At 34.2% G+C, this 17,815-nt stretch carries 19 protein-coding genes; 17 read left to right on the forward strand and 2 right to left on the reverse strand.

The features are described from left to right. Window positions 1-28 precede the first annotated feature (28 nt). A complete protein-coding gene (gene trhA, locus WBF61_RS07020; RefSeq protein ID WP_424255148.1) occupies window positions 29-691 on the reverse strand; it encodes a PAQR family membrane homeostasis protein TrhA in 663 nt (220 codons plus the stop codon). Between the two features lie 200 nt (window positions 692-891). Here trhA and WBF61_RS07025 point away from each other — a divergent pair, with 200 nt between their 5' ends. The 17 genes from WBF61_RS07025 to WBF61_RS07105 all read left to right on the forward strand — a co-directional run bounded on the left by WBF61_RS07025 (window position 892) and on the right by WBF61_RS07105 (window position 16,912). Beyond that, window positions 892-1,734, forward strand: a complete 843-nt coding sequence (locus WBF61_RS07025; protein WP_424255150.1) for a DegV family protein — start codon at window positions 892-894, stop codon at window positions 1,732-1,734. A 36-nt stretch (window positions 1,735-1,770) separates the two neighbouring features. Further along, on the forward strand, window positions 1,771-2,607 hold the full coding sequence (locus WBF61_RS07030; RefSeq protein WP_424255151.1) for a GDSL-type esterase/lipase family protein: 837 nt from the start codon (window positions 1,771-1,773) through the stop codon (window positions 2,605-2,607). A gap of 30 nt (window positions 2,608-2,637) precedes the next feature. After that, on the forward strand, window positions 2,638-3,240 hold the full coding sequence (locus WBF61_RS07035) for a YpmS family protein (protein WP_424255152.1): 603 nt from the start codon (window positions 2,638-2,640) through the stop codon (window positions 3,238-3,240). A 62-nt stretch (window positions 3,241-3,302) separates the two neighbouring features. Continuing rightward, the gene (locus WBF61_RS07040) at window positions 3,303-3,524 is read left to right on the forward strand and encodes a YozE family protein (RefSeq protein ID WP_424255154.1); all 222 of its coding nucleotides are present in this window, start codon (window positions 3,303-3,305) and stop codon (window positions 3,522-3,524) included. Window positions 3,525-3,550: 26 nt separating this feature from the next. Beyond that, window positions 3,551-4,267, forward strand: coding sequence for a purine-nucleoside phosphorylase (deoD, locus tag WBF61_RS07045; protein WP_424255156.1), 717 nt, complete (start codon window positions 3,551-3,553; stop codon window positions 4,265-4,267). 33 nt (window positions 4,268-4,300) lie between these two features. Then, window positions 4,301-5,755: a S41 family peptidase gene (locus WBF61_RS07050; protein ID WP_424255157.1), complete on the forward strand. Its 1,455-nt coding sequence runs from the start codon at window positions 4,301-4,303 to the stop codon at window positions 5,753-5,755. 124 nt (window positions 5,756-5,879) lie between these two features. Continuing rightward, on the forward strand, window positions 5,880-6,425 hold the full coding sequence (gene lepB, locus WBF61_RS07055; RefSeq protein WP_424255159.1) for a signal peptidase I: 546 nt from the start codon (window positions 5,880-5,882) through the stop codon (window positions 6,423-6,425). Between the two features lie 24 nt (window positions 6,426-6,449). Next, window positions 6,450-7,133, forward strand: coding sequence for a signal peptidase I (gene lepB / locus WBF61_RS07060; RefSeq protein ID WP_424255161.1), 684 nt, complete (start codon window positions 6,450-6,452; stop codon window positions 7,131-7,133). 74 nt (window positions 7,134-7,207) lie between these two features. Further along, on the forward strand, window positions 7,208-8,077 hold the full coding sequence (ylqF, locus tag WBF61_RS07065; protein WP_424255163.1) for a ribosome biogenesis GTPase YlqF: 870 nt from the start codon (window positions 7,208-7,210) through the stop codon (window positions 8,075-8,077). After that, complete coding sequence (locus WBF61_RS07070; RefSeq protein ID WP_424255165.1) at window positions 8,078-8,854, forward strand: ribonuclease HII; 777 nt, start codon at window positions 8,078-8,080, stop codon at window positions 8,852-8,854. It abuts the gene before it with no gap. A 120-nt stretch (window positions 8,855-8,974) separates the two neighbouring features. Then, window positions 8,975-9,847: a DNA-processing protein DprA gene (gene dprA, locus WBF61_RS07075; RefSeq protein WP_424255167.1), complete on the forward strand. Its 873-nt coding sequence runs from the start codon at window positions 8,975-8,977 to the stop codon at window positions 9,845-9,847. 203 nt (window positions 9,848-10,050) lie between these two features. Then, on the forward strand, window positions 10,051-12,129 hold the full coding sequence (topA, locus tag WBF61_RS07080; protein ID WP_424255169.1) for a type I DNA topoisomerase: 2,079 nt from the start codon (window positions 10,051-10,053) through the stop codon (window positions 12,127-12,129). A 137-nt stretch (window positions 12,130-12,266) separates the two neighbouring features. Beyond that, on the forward strand, window positions 12,267-13,166 hold the full coding sequence (gene xerC, locus WBF61_RS07085) for a tyrosine recombinase XerC (protein WP_424255171.1): 900 nt from the start codon (window positions 12,267-12,269) through the stop codon (window positions 13,164-13,166). A gap of 39 nt (window positions 13,167-13,205) precedes the next feature. Beyond that, the gene (gene hslV / locus WBF61_RS07090) at window positions 13,206-13,745 is read left to right on the forward strand and encodes an ATP-dependent protease subunit HslV (protein ID WP_424255173.1); all 540 of its coding nucleotides are present in this window, start codon (window positions 13,206-13,208) and stop codon (window positions 13,743-13,745) included. Between the two features lie 15 nt (window positions 13,746-13,760). Continuing rightward, window positions 13,761-15,173, forward strand: a complete 1,413-nt coding sequence (gene hslU, locus WBF61_RS07095; RefSeq protein WP_424255189.1) for an ATP-dependent protease ATPase subunit HslU — start codon at window positions 13,761-13,763, stop codon at window positions 15,171-15,173. 22 nt (window positions 15,174-15,195) lie between these two features. Then, entirely contained in the window at window positions 15,196-16,005 is an 810-nt protein-coding gene (codY, locus tag WBF61_RS07100; protein WP_424255175.1) for a GTP-sensing pleiotropic transcriptional regulator CodY, read from the forward strand. A gap of 31 nt (window positions 16,006-16,036) precedes the next feature. After that, window positions 16,037-16,912 (forward strand): aldose 1-epimerase family protein, encoded by an 876-nt coding sequence (locus tag WBF61_RS07105; RefSeq protein WP_424255176.1) that lies wholly within the window; start codon window positions 16,037-16,039, stop codon window positions 16,910-16,912. A gap of 61 nt (window positions 16,913-16,973) precedes the next feature. Here the strand turns inward: WBF61_RS07105 and plsY are convergent, their stop codons facing one another. After that, a complete protein-coding gene (gene plsY, locus WBF61_RS07110) occupies window positions 16,974-17,585 on the reverse strand; it encodes a glycerol-3-phosphate 1-O-acyltransferase PlsY (RefSeq protein WP_424255191.1) in 612 nt (203 codons plus the stop codon). Window positions 17,586-17,815 lie beyond the last annotated feature (230 nt).

The following is a 17,815-nucleotide window of genomic DNA, read 5'->3' on the forward strand; positions in this document are numbered from 1 at the left end:
ATCCTTTTTTATTAAAAATTTCGAAAAATCAAACATAAAAAAGAATAGAGAAATACATGAAAATTGTTCCAGCTAGTACAAAAAGATGCCAGACAACATGCATAAATTTAACATTTCTTAAGCTGTAAAAAATGGCCCCTACGGTAAATGAAAGACCTCCTAAGAAAAGCAGTAGGAATCCATTAAAACCTAGACCTAGATAAATTGGCTTTAAAGCAAATACACATATCCATCCCATCATAATGTATAACCAAGTTGAATATTTTTGAAGATGATTGATCCAGAAAGCTTTGTAGATGACTCCAATAAAAGCGATGCTCCAAACAATACCAAAAAGAATCCACCCTAACGTTCCACCAATAGCAATCAGAGTATAAGGAGTGTATGTTCCTGCAATTAAGAGAAAAATACTCATGTGGTCGAACGTTTTAAAAATCTTTTTTGCCCTTGTAAAAGCTAAACTGTGATAAAGAGTTGAGCACAAATACAAAAGAATTAATGTTGATCCATAAATAGCATAAGAAACAATGGCTAGTGTTGTTCCGTTATTAGATCCTTTTAATAAGAGAATCACTAAACCTGCAATACTTAAACCAAGTCCAATACCATGTGTTAAAGCATTAAAAATCTCATTAAGGATTAAGTATTTTTTTGAGAAAACAGTAGGTTCAAGCGTACTTTTTTCACTCATTTTATCATCCCCTAGTCTATATTGTTCTCTATTAAAACCTTTGAAGATAAGTATACGAAGATTCGAGAATCTGTTATACTATTTTATGTTACCAACTGTATTAAATAGAAAGACATTTTGATTGAAAAAAGTATATTCAATAATTAAATTATATCATAAGTGCAAAAGAAATTGCATGTAGAAAGATGGGAAAAAATTAGATGAATAAAATATCAATAGTAACTGATTCGTCGGCTCAATTAAGTTTAGAAGAGATCAAAGTATTAGGTATTCACATTTTACCAGTAAGTATTTTAATTGATGGAAAGACCTATATTGATGGAATAGATATTGGTAAAGTTGAATTCATGGAATTAATGGAGAAATCCACTAGCCTACCAAAAACGAGTCAACCAGCTCTTGGCAAATTTATCGAACTTTATGATGAACTTGGTAAAGATGGTGGGGAGGTTATTTCCATCCATATGACTGAATCGTTCAGCGGAACAGTTGATGCTGCAAGACAGGCTGCTAAGATGACAGAGACTAAAGTTACAGTTATAGATAGTACGTTCACCGACCGTGGGTTATCATTTCAAGTTATTGAAGCTGCAAAATTAGCTTTAAATGGAGTAGAAGAATCCATTATCTTAGATGAAATTGAGAGAATAAAACAACATACACGTTTATTTATATGTATTCGCACACTAGATAATTTAATTAAGGGTGGAAGAATTAGCCGAGTAATGGGAGCGGTCTCTCACATGATGGATATAAAGTTAATGTTAGAGATGGTTGATGGAAGTTTAGAAACTCGAGTCAAATGTCGTGGGATGAAATCCATTACTAAGTTTAATCAATCAGTTAGAGAAAAAATTGTTAAAACTAAAAATTTGGCAGAGATTTCGTTTTCATATGCGGGTGACTTTGACTATGCAAATGAATTAAAAGAGAGTTTCCAACAGTTACTTCCAGATATTCCAATGACAATCAGCCACACTAGTCCAGGAGTTGCAACTCATACAGGAACAGGGGCATTTTCAATCATTTATTATGAGAAATAAAAAGCATTATTTTGTTAATAAATGGAGGTGAATGATATGATGAAAGTAGCTCGTTCTTTTTTAGTTACTTGCATAATTTTAACGATTGGAACGTTTATCGTTTTTCAAGGTTTAAATCTACTGACAACTAAAAAGGAGCCTTCGACTGTAAGAAAACAGGGAGATGTAACAAATACAATCAATTTTTTAGCAATAGGTGATTCGTTAACTAAGGGTGTCGGTGACAGCACTCAAAATGGAGGGTATGTTCCATTGGTTGCTGATCAATTGAGAGATACTCCTGGAATTGATAATGTAACAACAACTAACTACGGGGTTACAGGCGAGCGTAGTGATGAGATATTAGAAAGAATCGAACAACAACAAGAACTTCAAACGGATATAAAAAAAGCAGATATCATCGTTCTAACAGCTGGAGGGAACGATCTTATTCAAACGGTGAAAAAAGAAAAACTTGGAATTAATGAAGAGAGCTTTCTTAAACCTGAGAAAAACTATAAAGAGAATCTTTCTAGCATTTTAAAAATAATAAAAGAACAAAACCAAACGGCAGAAATTTATGTTTTTGGTTTATACAATCCCTATAGTTCTATTTTTCCAGAGATGACCGAAATGAAAGATATTTTACTTTCTTGGAATTCAGCTACTGAGTCGATAGCAAAAAAAAATAAGGCTACCTACTTTTCATTAAGTCATTTATTTAATGGAGATGAAAAATCAGTCGTTTCTAAAACAGGAAATAGTTCAGAAGAAACAGATACTAGTGCGTTTTTGTATGAAGAAGACTTGTTTCATCCGAATGATAAAGGCTATCAATTGATAGCCAATGAGTTGTATCGTGTTATTATAGACCATAGAGTTGTAGAAGATTAGCTAATAAACATCCTTAGAGAGGGTTTTAATATGGAGGAAAAGAATACAAAGCAAAAACTAAATTTTTGGAAATGGGCATTTTTACTGCTACTATCAATCGTTTTAGGGGTTACTATTTGGTTAACCATTCAATTGACACCCGTTGTCCAAGGGGAACCTAATTTAGAACTAAGTGAAACTGAAGAAGAAGAGATCACTTTTCAAATCTATGCGCAAAAAAAAGATCTGAATCAATTGGTTACCACTTATATTGATGAGGAATTGTCAAATAAACAAGTTGATTTCAATTTTATCTTAGATAAAGAAGCACAACTTTCAGGGATCTTTCAATTATTTGGTCGTGATGTAGGTTTTTCATTATTCCTAGATCCGTTTGTAATGGAAAATGGAAATCTTCAATTTAAAGCAACACGAATTTCAGTAGGCGCATTAGATCTGCCTATTTCTTTTGCTATGAACTTAATAAAATCACAATTAAAAGTCCCTAAATGGGTAGCCATTGATACAAAAAAAGAAATTATTGTTTTTAATTTAAATGAATTTTATTTAGAAAGTGGCATGCACTTCACTGCTGAAAAGATTGATTTAGAAAATGATGATATTCGTATAAATGTTTTCTTACCAAACAAGTAAAATGAATCATTAGTCTGTTTGGTAAGTTTATAAATAATAGTAAAAAGGAGTATCACCCTTTTATGCGTAGTTCATTTTATCATTACCTAATGACAGAAAGAGATCCACACAAAAAAGATGCTATCACATTATTTGCTAATAATGCGTATCTTGATGTTGGATTTCCAAAACAGTCAGAGGATTACCAAAAAATAAGTCATTATCTAGAATTAAATGGCGATTATTTACCTGAAATGTCTATCTTTGACGAGGCGTGGGAAAGGTATTTAGAAAAAGAAAACTAACAGAACACTAATTGGAGGAATACAAATTGAGTACACACATAAATGCAAAAAAAGGACAAATTGCTGAAACGATTTTATTGCCCGGAGATCCTTTACGCGCAAAATATATTGCTGAAACATTTTTAACTGATGTAGAACAATACAATTCAGTCCGCAATATGTTTGGATATACCGGAATGTATAAAGGGACCAGAGTATCCGTTCAAGGTACTGGTATGGGACTTCCATCAATGATGATTTATGCTGAAGAATTGATTACAGAATACGGTGTTCAAAACTTAATGCGTGTCGGTTCTGGTGGCGGAATGAAAGATTCAATTAAAATTAGGGATGTTGTTTTAGCTCAAGGAGCCACGACAGATTCTAGTATTAATCGCCATACGTTTCATAATCAAGTTGATTTTGCACCACTAGCTAATTTTGAGTTATTAAAAACGGCTTATGATATCGGTATTGAAAAAGAAATGAATATGAAAGTTGGAAATGTTTTATCAGCTGATCGTTTTTATAATGAAGAGTTGGATAAAAAGAAATTAGCTGATTATGGTGTTCTAGCTGTCGAAATGGAAGCAGCGGGTCTGTACACTTTAGCGGCTAAATATGATCGCAAGGCATTGACAATATTAACTATAAGCGATCATTTATTAACTGGGGAAGAGACTACCTCTCAAGAACGAGAAACAACATTTAACGATATGATGATTCTAGCTTTAGAAACAGCTGTCAGAATATCAAAAAAATAAACTAGATTATATGTATGCGAGAGGAGTTGCCTTATGCAGGAAGAATCGAAAAAAAAACATCAGAAAAAGATTAAGCTGACAACTTTCCTCATTTCTTTATTTATTGTTGCAGCTATCTCTGTTGGTGGAACTTACGTTTGGACAGCGCAAACAAAACAAGAGGATCCAATTAGTGAGAACGAGAGTAATGATTCAGGAAAACTTTCTAAAGTTGAGGCAGTTTATGATCAGCTTCTTAGCCAGTATTTTGAAGATATAGATGACGATAAACTTATTGAAGGAGCTTTAACCGGAATGGTTGATGCTGTTGGCGATCCCTACACACAATATTTAGATGTTTCAGAAGCCACCTCCTTAAATGATACCATTTCGGCTTCATTTGAAGGCATCGGTGCTGAAGTTATGAAACAAGGAGATTCTATTATGATTGTTTCTCCTATAGCAGGTTCCCCTGCAGAAAAATCAGGACTAAAACCTAACGACATTTTATTAAAGGCTGACGATAAAGACTTAACAGGGTTGTCTCTAAATGAAGCTGTCTCCTTCATTAGAGGAGAAAAAGGATCAAAAGTTTTGTTGACTATCCTACGTGGCGAAACGCAATTTGAAGTTTCTGTTACTAGGGATACCATTCCAGTAGAAACAGTGGTTTATAATTTAGATGAGAAAAATCCAACAGTTGGCTATGTTTCAATCACAAGTTTTTCAAACCCAACCTACGATGAATTAGTCTCGGCAATAAAAGAGTTAAGAACTAAAGGAGCTAAATCGTTTATTTTCGATGTTCGACAAAACCCAGGTGGAGTATTAGATGGCGCTCTAAATATTTCGAATATGTTTGTTGAAGAAGGTTCCGTTATCATGCAAACACAAGAAAAAGATCAAGATCCGGTTAAGATAGTAGCAGACAATAAAACAATGGGAAATTTTAAAGTAACGGAACCCTCTGTACTTTTGGTAGATGAAGGAAGTGCTAGTGCATCTGAAATTCTTGCAGGAGCTTTAAAAGAGTCTGCAGATATTCCTGTTATTGGGACGAAAACTTTCGGAAAAGGTACAGTTCAAACGGTTGCTAGTTTCCCAGATGATAGTGAACTAAAATTAACCATTGCTAAATGGCTTACACCATCTGGCAAATGGATTAATAAAAAAGGAATAGAACCAACTATTCCAGTTGAGTTACCAGACTATACTAAATTATTGCTTATCGATAGTACAAAAGAATATAAATTAGGTGATGTTTCGGATGAAGTTGAGAATCTTGAAAAAGTATTTAGTGCTTTAGATTATGAGACGGGTCCGATTGATGGTTATCTTGATGAAGGAACAGTTTCAACAATCAAACAGTTCCAAATTGAACATAAACTAGAAAGTAATGGGATTGTTTCCGGGGAAACAGCAACCGCGATGATTGAAGATCTTCGCAATTTAATTAAAGAAAACGATACACAATACGAAAAAGGTTTAGAGTATCTAAAAAATAAATAACTAATCCTATAAGATAAAAAAAGGTGCTTCTTCCTTTTTTTATCTTAGTTTTTTTAAAATAAATAGTTATTTATACTGTTTTCTTGTATGATAGAATCAAATAGATTAGTTTGGAGCGACAGTTATGGAGAAAAAAACTTGGAAGAGCCATTTGTGGGATTGGTTTAAACCCTTTTTATTTGCAGTGGTACTGACAATTTTCTTTCGGAATTTTATATTTTTACCAATGACTATTGAAGGTGCATCAATGATACCAACGTTTCAACAAAACGATGAAATAATAGTAAGAACCATATATCAGATTAACAGATTTGATTTAATTGTTTTTAAAGACGAAGCTAACCGTATTTTAGTAAAAAGAGTCATTGGGTTACCAAATGAGACACTGTATTATGAAAACGATAAACTGTATATCGATGATAAATTGGTAAAGGAGCCATTCTTAAACAATTTATTTGCCGAAAAAGCTAGTGGTTTGTGGACGTCTGATTTTACACTAGAAGAAATGACTGGCCAAAAAATTATTGCTCAAGACGACTATTTTGTTCTTGGAGATAATCGTAGATCAAGCAATGATAGTCGTTATTTTGGAACTGTGTCTTCCGCTGATATTATTGGTGAAGCAGCTTTGATCTATTATCCATTTAACCGTTTGTCCATTGTTCAATAATTTAATAGAAGGTAGTGGTAATTCATGAGTAAAACAACGTATTCAGATGGAAGAGATTCGCAAACAGAAAATTTTGAACCTAGAAAAGCTCGTTATGCTAATGGTGGAGATTACTCGAAAAATAAAAAGAAGAAAAGTTTTGCATCTGAAGCAGGAAATACTTTATTATATGTAGCAATTGCTATTATAATTTTTTTACTTATTCGCCATTTCTTATTCGTACCCGTTAGTGTCGAAGGGGATTCAATGTATCCAACACTTCATGATAATGATCGATTAATTCTAAATAAAGTTGAAGAAACAGATCGTTTTGATATTATCGTTTTTCCGGCTCCCAATAACGCTGAGGAGTCTAGTGAACTGAATAATTCAGACAAACAATACATTAAAAGAGTTATTGGTATGCCTGGTGATGAAGTAATGATGGTAGATGAAACTTTGTATGTCAATGGAGAAGCCGTTGAGGAGCCCTACTTAGATTCAGTTAAAGATAAGTTGGTTCCTGGTGAAACACTAACAGATGATTTTACTTTAGCTTCTTTAACTGGCATGGAAAAAGTTCCAGAGGATTCCTATTTTGTAATGGGTGATAACCGTACTAACTCATTAGATAGTCGAATATTTGGCTTTATCGATGAATCCTCTATAACAGGAACAATAGATCTTCGGATTTGGCCTTTAAAAAGTTTTGGCACATTAACGAAATAAATTAAAAAAACACCATAAAAAAGGAAGAGGCCTTTTCGCCCCTTTCTTTTTTAAATGGTAAAAGGAGAGCAAACATGACAACAATTCAATGGTTCCCAGGACATATGGCTAAAGCCAGAAGACAAGTCACAGAGAAACTCACTTTAGTCGATGTGGTATTTGAACTTGTAGATGCAAGAATTCCATTATCAAGTCGTAATCCAATACTTGATGAATTAATCGGAGAAAAACCACGTATCGTTATTTTAAATAAAAGTGATTTAGCAGATGCTATTTTAGTTCAAAAATGGGTTGCTTACTTTAATAATCAAGGGATATCAGCTGTTCCAATTGTTGCGCAAGAAGGTATTGGAATGAAAAAGGTTATGAGCGAAGCTAAAAGATTATTAAAACCTAAATTTGATCGTATGGCAGCTCAAGGACGAAAACCTCGCCCAATTAGAGCCATGAGTATTGGTATTCCTAATGTAGGGAAATCAACGCTCATTAATCGATTCATTAAAAAAAATGTTGCCCAAACAGGCAATCGTCCTGGAGTAACAAAAGCTCAACAATGGCTTAAATTAAATAAAGAACTTGACTTGCTGGATACACCAGGTATTTTATGGCCAAAATTTGAAGATCCAGAAGTAGGTAAAAAACTAGCTTTAACTGGAGCCATAAAAGACACCATATTACAATTGGATGATATTGCCTTATATGGATTGGAAATAATGAAAGAAAAATACCCAGTAAATCTAGCGGCTCGATATGGTCTGAATGAAGCAGAAATGAAATTGAAATCGCCAGATTTATTAATGCTTATTACTGAAAGAAGAGGCTTTATTGATGATTATAGCAGAGCTGCAGAAATGATTATTTATGAGATTCGTAGTGGAAAAGTTGGACGTTATACCCTAGATGATATCCCTGAACAGTCTCCTAGTGAAACAGGTAAGAGATAAATGGATAAACCACTATCTATTGCTGCTGTAAAAGCCTTACTCAATGATATTGACTCACCTTTTGATGGTCGTATTCCTAGCCTTAGAGAAGACCAAAGAAAAGGCGTAGGTGCAGCTTTAAAGGCTTGGGAAAAACGTCTAGAAAAGCAACAAGATAAAGAAAAGAAACTTAAAATTATGCTACAAAATGAAGAAACCATTTGGGCTAACGGACTATCATTTATTGCTGGAATTGATGAAGTAGGTCGAGGACCTTTAGCTGGTCCGGTTGTTGCTGCAGCGGTTATTTTACCAAAAGATTTTCAAATTTTAGGGATCAATGACTCAAAACAATTGTCTAGCGAAAAAAGAGAAGCCTTCTATCTTGACATAAAAAAACATGCTTTAGGAATTGGAATTGGAATAAAAAATCAAGATGTTATTGATGATGTTAATATCTATCAAGCAACTAAGTTAGCCATGTTAGAAGCGATTCAAAATCTACCGCTAGCTCCAGATTATTTGTTAATTGATGCCATGACATTGCCAACAACTATTCCCCAAGATAGCTTAATTAAAGGCGACAGTAAAAGTCTATCTATTGCTGCTGCGAGTATCATTGCTAAAGTAACCCGTGACCGTATAATGAATGAATACGACCTATTATATCCAGGGTATGGTTTTTCTAAAAATTCGGGTTACGGAACGAAAATCCATTTGGAAGGTTTAGAAAAAATCGGCGTTTGCCCAATTCATCGTCATTCTTTCGCTCCAGTCAGGAACGCGTTAAAAAATTAGTTTTTAAGTCTATGCAAAACACTACCTTTTATACTAGGTAGTGTTTTTTTTCGGAATTAATGAGGATGGTTTTGCAGTGCGGATACTTTGATTATAGAATGAATAGAGAAGGAGAATCTAATGAATAAACAGTTAATTGAAGAGCACATATTTCGCTTGGCACATTGTCAAGGAATCGGACCAATTAGTCAAGTTAGGATGGTTTCGGCTTTAATAGATAATTGTCACCTAACAGCCTATCAATTAGCACACTATGCTAATTTGCCTACTAAAAATAAAAAGGCGTTCTTAGAAAGTTATGCTCTCGTAAATCCAGAAAAATTAAAAAAAAGTTATGAAAATCAAAATATTTACTGGATTACATTATTAGATAAACACTATCCAGAATATTTAAAGCAAATTTATAACCCACCTGTACTTTTATTTTACAAAGGCAATTTACAGCTATTAGAGAATAATTTATTAGCGATTGTCGGTTCAAGAAAAAACTCTGCTTATGGTCCAATGATTTTAGATAAATTGTTACCGGACTTAGTAAAAAATGGAATCGTAACCGTTAGTGGATTGGCAAGAGGGATTGATTGCGCTGTTCATCAAAAAACGCTGTTATTAGGTGGAAATACAATTGCTATTATTGGAACAGGTTTAGACTATACTTATCCTTATGAACATAGAAAATTACAGAAAGAAATAGGAAATCATCAATTACTTATTTCAGAATACCCTCTAGGTGTAAAGCCTTTGCCTTACCATTTTCCTATGCGAAACAGAATTATTGCAGGAGTATCTTTAGGAACATTAGTTGTAGAGGCTCAGAAAAACAGCGGCAGTTTAATTACAGCTAACTTAGCTTTACAAGAAGGTCGAGAGGTCTTCGCTATTCCAGGAGAAATTACGAACCCTTACTCAGAGGGAACCAATCATTTAATTATGCAGGGAGCTAAATGCGTTTTATCTGCTAATCATATTTTAGAAGAGTATTTTTTTGATTAACGTTCGATTAAATGACTTTGTTTATTATATAAATAGTCATTTTTTCTTCTATTATATAGCGTGAAAAATAGAATCGTTTACTTTTTTTTAATTTCTATAGTTGACAAATGGGTATGAGATAGCATAAGATGATTAACGATTTCTCTTTTGGTTTAAATTAACTGAGATAAGAAAATATGAGCTCACTTGAAAGGAGCATTTCATTGGCCTATAAATACCTGGTTATTGTTGAATCACCAGCTAAAGCAAAAACAATTGAAAAATATTTAGGGAAGAACTACAAAGTTGTTGCTAGTCTAGGTCATATACGTGACTTACCAAAGAGTCGCATGGCTATTGACGTAGAGAATAATTATCAACCCGAGTACATTTCGATTAGAGGCAAAGGTCCACTAATTAAAGAATTAAAAAAATTCGCAAAAAAAGCTGAAAAAGTTTATCTCGCAGCTGACCCGGATAGAGAAGGGGAAGCAATAGCCTGGCATCTTAGTCACTTATTAGGATTAGACATAAAGGATAAGAATCGAGTTGCGTTTAACGAAATTACGAAAGAAGCTGTTAAGGGAGCCTTTAAAGAGCCTCGTTCGATAGATATGCAACTAGTGGATTCTCAACAAGCGCGAAGAATACTTGACCGTCTTGTGGGTTACACGATTAGTCCAATTCTTTGGAGAAAAGTAAAAAAAGGGTTAAGTGCAGGACGTGTACAATCGATTACACTTAAGTTGATCTGTGAAAGAGAACAAGAAATTGCAGATTTTAAACCAGAAGAATATTGGAGTATTGAAGGAAACTTTAAAAAAGGCACTAAAAAATTTAAAGCCCATTTTCATGGTTTGAACGGTAAGAAAATGGAACTTAAAAATGCAGCAGATGTGAAACAAGTTATTCAAGCAATAAAAGGCGATGAATACGAAGTTAGTAAGGTAACAAAAAAAGAGCGTAAGCGTAACCCAGCATTGCCGTTTAAAACCAGCAGCATGCAACAAGAGGCCGCTAGAAAATTAAACTTTAGAACCCAAAAAACAATGATGATTGCCCAACAACTCTATGAAGGAATTTCTTTAGGCCGTGGCGGAGCGGTAGGGTTAATCACATATATGAGAACAGACTCAACACGAATAGCGGACTCTGCTAAAAATGACGTTGTTGATTTTATCACAAAAGAATATGGCCCAGAATACTCTGCTTCAAAACCACGTTTAGAGAAAAAAGCAGCTAGCTCACAAGATGCCCATGAGGCTATTCGACCTTCTAGCGTGATGAGAACACCAAAAGATATTGAAAAATATTTAACTAAGGATCAGTATAAACTATACAATCTTATTTGGTCTCGGTTAGTAGCTAGTCAAATGACCCCAGCTGTTTTTGACACGGTAAAAGTTGATATTACTCAAGATACTGTTTTGTTTAGAGCAAATGGGTCAACTTTGAAGTTTCCAGGATATCAAAAAGTTTATATCGAAGGAACGGATGACGCTAAAGAAGAAAAAGTGAATGTTTTACCAGAACTAGAATCAGGGGATACCGTGAAATCAGTTGATATTGAACCAAACCAGCACTTCACTCAACCACCTGCCCGTTATTCTGAGGCAACGCTAATCAGAACATTGGAAGAAAACGGCGTTGGACGCCCTTCTACCTATGCTCCTACACTGAATACTATCCTGAAGAGGTATTATGTTAAAATCCAAAGTAAACGCTTTGAGCCTACTGAATTAGGCCTCATTGTCAATAACTTAGTTGTAGAATTTTTCCCTCAAATTGTTGATATCCATTTTACTGTCGAAATGGAAAAAGATTTGGATGCGGTTGAAGAAGGAAAAGAAGAATGGGTAACGGTTATTGATCGTTTTTATAAACCTTTTATCAAAGAAGTAGAAAATGCAGAAGAAAATATTGAAAAAATCCAAATTAAAGACGAGCCTGCTGGTTTTGATTGTGAATTATGCGGTCATCCAATGGTCATTAAATTGGGACGATTTGGGAAGTTCTATGCTTGTAGTAACTTTCCAGATTGTCGAAATACAAAAGCAATAGTTAAAGAAATCGGAGTAACATGTCCATTATGTAAAGAAGGACAAGTTATCGAAAGAAAATCTAAAAAAAATAGACTGTTTTATGGTTGTGATAGATACCCTGCGTGTGAATTTGTTTCGTGGGATAAACCAATTGGTAGAAGCTGTCCGAAATGTGATCACTATCTAGCAGAAAAGAAAACTAAAGGCAAAACACAAGTCATTTGTAGTAACTGTGACTACAAAGAAGAAGTTCAGGAATAAATATGAATGACTTTTTTCTGATTTGAATCGTGACAGTTATTGAAAATCTACTAAATTCAAAACACAATTAAGTCAATCAATTGTAATCTTTTTGCTTCTGTGATAAAGTAATTTTGTCATAGGAGTGGAGGGGTTTTTTGACTAACAATGAATTAAAAAATATATTTCTTCTTTATCTAATTACTGAACGGCACTACTCCGAACTAACTAAAAAAGCTTACGAAGAAGATATTAATGAATTTACGGATTTTTTGTCGGCCACTGGCGAACCGAGTTACGAATCAGTCAGCCTGCAAGATGTTCGTATTTTTTTAGGCGAACTAAGTGACCGTCAATTAAGTCGCAATACAATTTCTAGAAAAATATCAAGTCTACGGGCTTTTTACCAGTTTCTTCTAAAGAATCATGTCGTAACTGAGAATCCTTTTTCTTATATTCATCTAAAAAAGAAAACGCTTCGTTTGCCTCGCTTTTTCTATGAGAAAGAAATAGAGGCATTATTTGAAGCTGTAAAAGGAGAAAAGCCATTAGATTTTAGAAATGAAGCACTTTTAGAAGTGCTTTATGGAACTGGAATTCGGCTCAGCGAATGTAAAAATATTACAATGAAGGATATTGATTTTGATTTAAGTGTTGTTTTGATTCGCGGTAAAGGGAATAAGGAACGTTACGTACCGTTCGGTCATTATGCAACAGCAGCTATACAGGACTATCTTGAAAAAGGAAGGACTGTATTAATGGAAAAGTATCAAAAAGAGCATTCTTATCTTTTTGTAAACCAATATGGAACACCTATTTCAAGTTCAGGAATAGAGTATGTTTTAAATCAAGTGATCAAAAAAAGCAGTTTAACGTCTAAAATACATCCTCATATGTTAAGACATACTTTTGCAACACATTTATTAAACAATGGAGCAGATATGAGAACGGTTCAAGAGTTATTAGGACATGCTAGTTTGTCTTCAACACAGATATACGCGCATGTAACAAAAGAGCACCTACAAAAAAACTACCGTAAATTTCATCCAAGAGCTTAATCACAGTGAAATTTAACGAGATTTAATGGAGGAATAACGATGACAACATTTCATGCAACAACAATCTTTGCAATAAAACATAACGGAGCTTGTGCTATGTCTGGTGATGGTCAAGTTACAATGGGAGAAAGTGTTATTATGAAAGGAACGGCTCGCAAAGTTCGGCGCATTTATAACGATGAAGTTCTAGTCGGGTTTGCTGGTAGTGTAGCGGATGCTTTTACGCTAGAAGAACGATTTGAAGGCAAACTGCATGAGTATAAAGGCAATTTAACAAGAGCGGCCGTTGAATTAGCAAAAGAATGGCGTTCAGATCGTGCACTACAGAAATTAGAAGCTTTGCTTATCGTGATGAACAAAGATGAAATGCTAATGGTTTCGGGATCAGGTGAAGTTATTCAACCAGATGATGGGATTTTAGCTATTGGTTCGGGTGGCAATTTTGCATTGGCTGCAGGAAGAGCCCTTAAGAAACATGGTAAAGATTTAACTGCTGCACAAATTGCGGAAGAAAGTTTAAATGTAGCGGCAGATATTTGTGTGTATACAAATCACAATATTATTGTAGAAGAATTATAAGGACGTGATGATATGATAAATACTTTGGAAAATATGACACCTAGAGAAATTGTTAATGAATTAGATAAGTACATCATTGGGCAAAAAGAAGCTAAAAAATCTGTTGCCGTTGCTTTGCGCAATCGGTATAGACGGCTTCAATTAGACGAAGCAATGCAAAAAGAAATTACCCCTAAAAATCTCTTAATGATTGGCCCCACCGGTGTTGGTAAAACTGAAATAGCACGTCGGTTAGCATCGATTGTTAAAGCACCTTTTATTAAAGTAGAAGCAACAAAATTTACAGAAGTAGGGTACATTGGACGAGATGTTGAATCCATGGTACGCGATCTTGTCGAAGCTGCAATTGTCATTGTTGAAAAGCAACAGTTTTCGAGAGTTTACATTCAAGCTGAAAAAAATGCTGTAAATCGGTTAGTTAAAATCCTAGTTCCAGGTATAAAGAAAGAAAAGAAACAATCTAATTCATCGAATCCATTTGAATCTATGTTCCAAAATATGAATTTAGGTCAGGAGAAAACGGTTGAAGAGGAAGAAGAAGTTAACGAAACCATTACGCTAAATCGTGAATCAATTAAACAACAAATTCGAAATGGTCAGTTAGATAATCGAGAGGTTACCATTGAAATAGAAGAGCATAAAAAAGGAATGAATTCACCTATGAATGCTGGACTTGAACAAATGGGAATTGACTTAAATGAAACATTAGGAGCTTTGCGACCAAAGAATAAGGTAAAACGAGCTGTTACTGTAAAAGAAGCCTTGGATATCTTGATTCAAGAAGAGTCAGAAAAACTAGTGAATCAAGAAGATATTCATTCTCAAGCCATTCATTTAGCGCAAAACTCAGGCATTATTTTTATTGATGAATTTGATAAAATCACCTCTAAAAGTAGCCAATCCGGTGAAGTATCTAGAGAAGGTGTTCAAAGAGATATTTTGCCTATCGTTGAAGGGTCACAAGTGTCTACTAAATATGGTACTATCCAAACAGACCACGTTTTATTTATTGCTTCAGGAGCATTTCATGTCTCTAAACCAAGTGACTTAATTCCTGAATTACAAGGTCGGTTCCCAATTCGTGTGGAACTAGACGATTTAACAAAAGATGATTTTGTTAAAATTTTAACTGAACCTAATAACGCTTTAGTTAAGCAATACATTGCGATGATTGCAACGGACAACATTGATGTTATTTTTACCTATGAAGCAATTGAACGATTAGCTGATATTGCTTATCGTGTAAACCATGAAACAGATAATATTGGTGCTCGTCGCTTGCATACTATTTTAGAAAAATTGTTAGAAGACTTACTGTTTGAAGCTCCTGATATGCAGATGGGTGAAATTACGATTACAAAAAATTATGTTGATGAGAAAATCGCTCACATTGTAGAAGATAAAGACTTAAGTCGTTATATATTATAATAATGACGTGGAGGTATAACCCATGAGCGGATTGCTTCAAAAAATGCGTATGATTAATAGTATATTGCAAAAAAAAGGCGGGGTCGTAAGTACGGATCTTTCAAAAGAGGGGCAACTACCTTTTAATGATATGGCAAGTATTTTAGCTGACGTTCTGAATGTAAATGCCTATTTAATTGACGAAGCTGGAAATTTATTAGGTTTTAACGAAAAACACAACATAAATAATGAGCGTGTAAAAGAAATGTTAAAAGCGAAAAAATTTCCTTTTGATTATTCTTCGAGCATGCTTGAGATAAATGAGACTCTTGCTAATATTGGAATAGAAAGTGATTACACTATTTTCCCAATAGAAACACGGGATTTGTTTACAAATGGTTTAACGACGGTTATTCCTATTTATGCAGCAGGAGAACGACTAGGAACCTTAATTTTAGCACGTCTCTCTCCTGCATTTGACGATAGTGATTTAATTTTAGGCGAACATGCATCTACAGTTGTTGGTATTGAAATTTTATATAAGAAAGCTACTCAAATAGAAGATGAAGCTAGAGATCAAGCAACAGTTCAAATTGCGCTTAAAACGTTATCTTATAGTGAAATGAAAGCTGTAAAGGCAATTTTTAAAGAGTTGGATGGGATGGAAGGTCGTTTAACAACCTCAACTATCGCTGATAAAATCGGAATTACACGTTCAGTCATTGTAAATGCATTGAGAAAATTAGAGTCAGGTGGTATTATCGAATCTAAGTCTCTTGGCATGAAGGGAACATATATTCGTATTCATAATAAAAAATTTAAACGTGCTTTAGATAAAGAAACGTTTTACTAAAACACTTAAGATGATAAGGGAGCTGACAGCTTTGATTAAACTAGAAAACCACTATATAACGGTTACTATTTCCGAAAAGGGTGCAGAACAAACGAGTTTGAAAAATAAACAGACAGGCATTGAATATATGTGGCAAGGTGATGCTTCTTATTGGAATAGACAGGCTCCTGTATTGTTTCCTTTTGTAGGTCGTCTGAAAGACAATAAGTATGAATACGACAATAAGACATATGTCATGAACCAACATGGTTTTGCTAGAGATAAGGTATTTCAAGTAACACACCAAAGCGAATCAGCTGTAACATTGTCTCTTCAATCAGACAAAGAATCTAAAGAGATTTACCCTTTTGATTTTTGTTTAAGCATCACTTATGAACTTAAGGAAGAATCTGTTAAGGTTCGTTACAAAGTTGAGAATACTAATCCGGATTTACCTATGTATTTTTCAATAGGGGGTCATCCTGGTTTTAATGTTCCTTTAACAGACGATACGACCTTCGAAGATTATTACTTAAGTTTTTCTCCAAAGAGATCAAGAACAGTTATTCCTTTAAAAGGTGCATACATTGACTATGAAAATCGGACACTCGGACAAACAAATACGGATATTGCTCTAAGATGGAGATTATTTGATGAAGATGCATTGATTTATGAAACAAAGAATAAAAATGTTTTTTCTATTCTTTCAGAAAAAACAACACATGGTCTCTCTGTTAGTTTTGAAGGATTCCCTTATGTTGGTATCTGGTCACCTGCAAAACTGAGTGCTCCATTAGTTTGTATTGAACCATGGTATGGTATTGCGGATACAGAAGATACCAGTGGACGTATAGAAGACAAATTAGGAATCCAACAGTTACATGCCAATGAAGTATTTGATTGTGCCTACACGATTAGCATTCACTAAAAAAAACCTGACAGGTTAATAGGCTGTCAGGTTTTTACATATCTTTCTTTATTTAAGAGGACTAAGAATCTTTTTTAGTTTTCTTGTATCTAAACCCAAAAGGTACTTTACTTTCTGTTCCTAGTCGAATGCGCTTAATGTTGTCTTTATGTCGATAGACAATAAAAACTGTTAACATTCCAGCTATGGTAGTTAAGATCCAATCATGTGTTATTAAGCTAGAAGGCGTAATAAAAAAGAGCGCTAGCATACTTGAAAAACTAACCATCCTAGAAAAATACAAAATAATTAGAAATATCGAAACAGAGACAATAAAAAATGGCGGATTATACGCTAGTAAGACTCCAGCACTCGTTGCAACTGCTTTTCCACCTTTAAATTGAGCGAAGATAGGAAACGTGTGTCCAACGATTGCTCCTATTCCGACTACCATAGGATTTAAATCAGAATTGAAAAAGTAAGGGAGACTAGCTGCAAGCGTCCCTTTTAAAACGTCTGCTAACAAAACTAAGATTCCAGCTTTAAAACCTAATACACGAAACGTATTTGTTGTTCCTGAATTTCCACTACCGAACTCTCGAATATCTTTGCCATACATTTTTTTACCTATCCATACTCCAGAAGGAATCGAACCAAGTAAATAGGCTGCACTAAATATGAGAATAATTTTAATCACTTTTTTCACTCCTAACTCAGCAAACGAATTGCCAGTACGCCATATTTTACCATTTATTTTATTCCAAGGCTAGTGAAAGTAGAATAGAGCATCGCGTCAAAAATAAACTTGATTTCTGTTTAAATAAAATTGAATTAAAAAGTGTACATATAATTTTTGCTTGCATTTCAATAACGGAACTAGTTTAATAAGGAGGCAGAGTCTAAATTTTTAATTAAGCGAACATA

The sequence above is a fragment of the Carnobacterium sp. genome (assembly GCF_049673005.1).
GTDB lineage: Bacteria > Bacillota > Bacilli > Lactobacillales > Carnobacteriaceae > Carnobacterium_A.

Bases quoted from the DNA above. Each gene is read 5' to 3' on its own strand.
- WBF61_RS07025 (WP_424255150.1), top strand. From the start codon at position 892: ATGAATAAAATATCAATAGTAACTGATTCGTCGGCTCAATTAAGTTTA.
- codY (WP_424255175.1), top strand. From the start codon at position 15,196: ATGAGCGGATTGCTTCAAAAAATGCGTATGATTAATAGTATATTGCAA.
- WBF61_RS07035 (WP_424255152.1), top strand. From the start codon at position 2,638: ATGGAGGAAAAGAATACAAAGCAAAAACTAAATTTTTGGAAATGGGCA.
- lepB (WP_424255161.1), top strand. From the start codon at position 6,450: ATGAGTAAAACAACGTATTCAGATGGAAGAGATTCGCAAACAGAAAAT.
- hslV (WP_424255173.1), top strand. From the start codon at position 13,206: ATGACAACATTTCATGCAACAACAATCTTTGCAATAAAACATAACGGA.
- lepB (WP_424255159.1), top strand. From the start codon at position 5,880: ATGGAGAAAAAAACTTGGAAGAGCCATTTGTGGGATTGGTTTAAACCC.
- WBF61_RS07040 (WP_424255154.1), top strand. From the start codon at position 3,303: ATGCGTAGTTCATTTTATCATTACCTAATGACAGAAAGAGATCCACAC.
- WBF61_RS07050 (WP_424255157.1), top strand. From the start codon at position 4,301: ATGCAGGAAGAATCGAAAAAAAAACATCAGAAAAAGATTAAGCTGACA.
- dprA (WP_424255167.1), top strand. From the start codon at position 8,975: ATGAATAAACAGTTAATTGAAGAGCACATATTTCGCTTGGCACATTGT.
- ylqF (WP_424255163.1), top strand. From the start codon at position 7,208: ATGACAACAATTCAATGGTTCCCAGGACATATGGCTAAAGCCAGAAGA.
- WBF61_RS07070 (WP_424255165.1), top strand. From the start codon at position 8,078: ATGGATAAACCACTATCTATTGCTGCTGTAAAAGCCTTACTCAATGAT.
- WBF61_RS07030 (WP_424255151.1), top strand. From the start codon at position 1,771: ATGATGAAAGTAGCTCGTTCTTTTTTAGTTACTTGCATAATTTTAACG.
- trhA (WP_424255148.1), bottom strand. From the start codon at position 691: ATGAGTGAAAAAAGTACGCTTGAACCTACTGTTTTCTCAAAAAAATAC.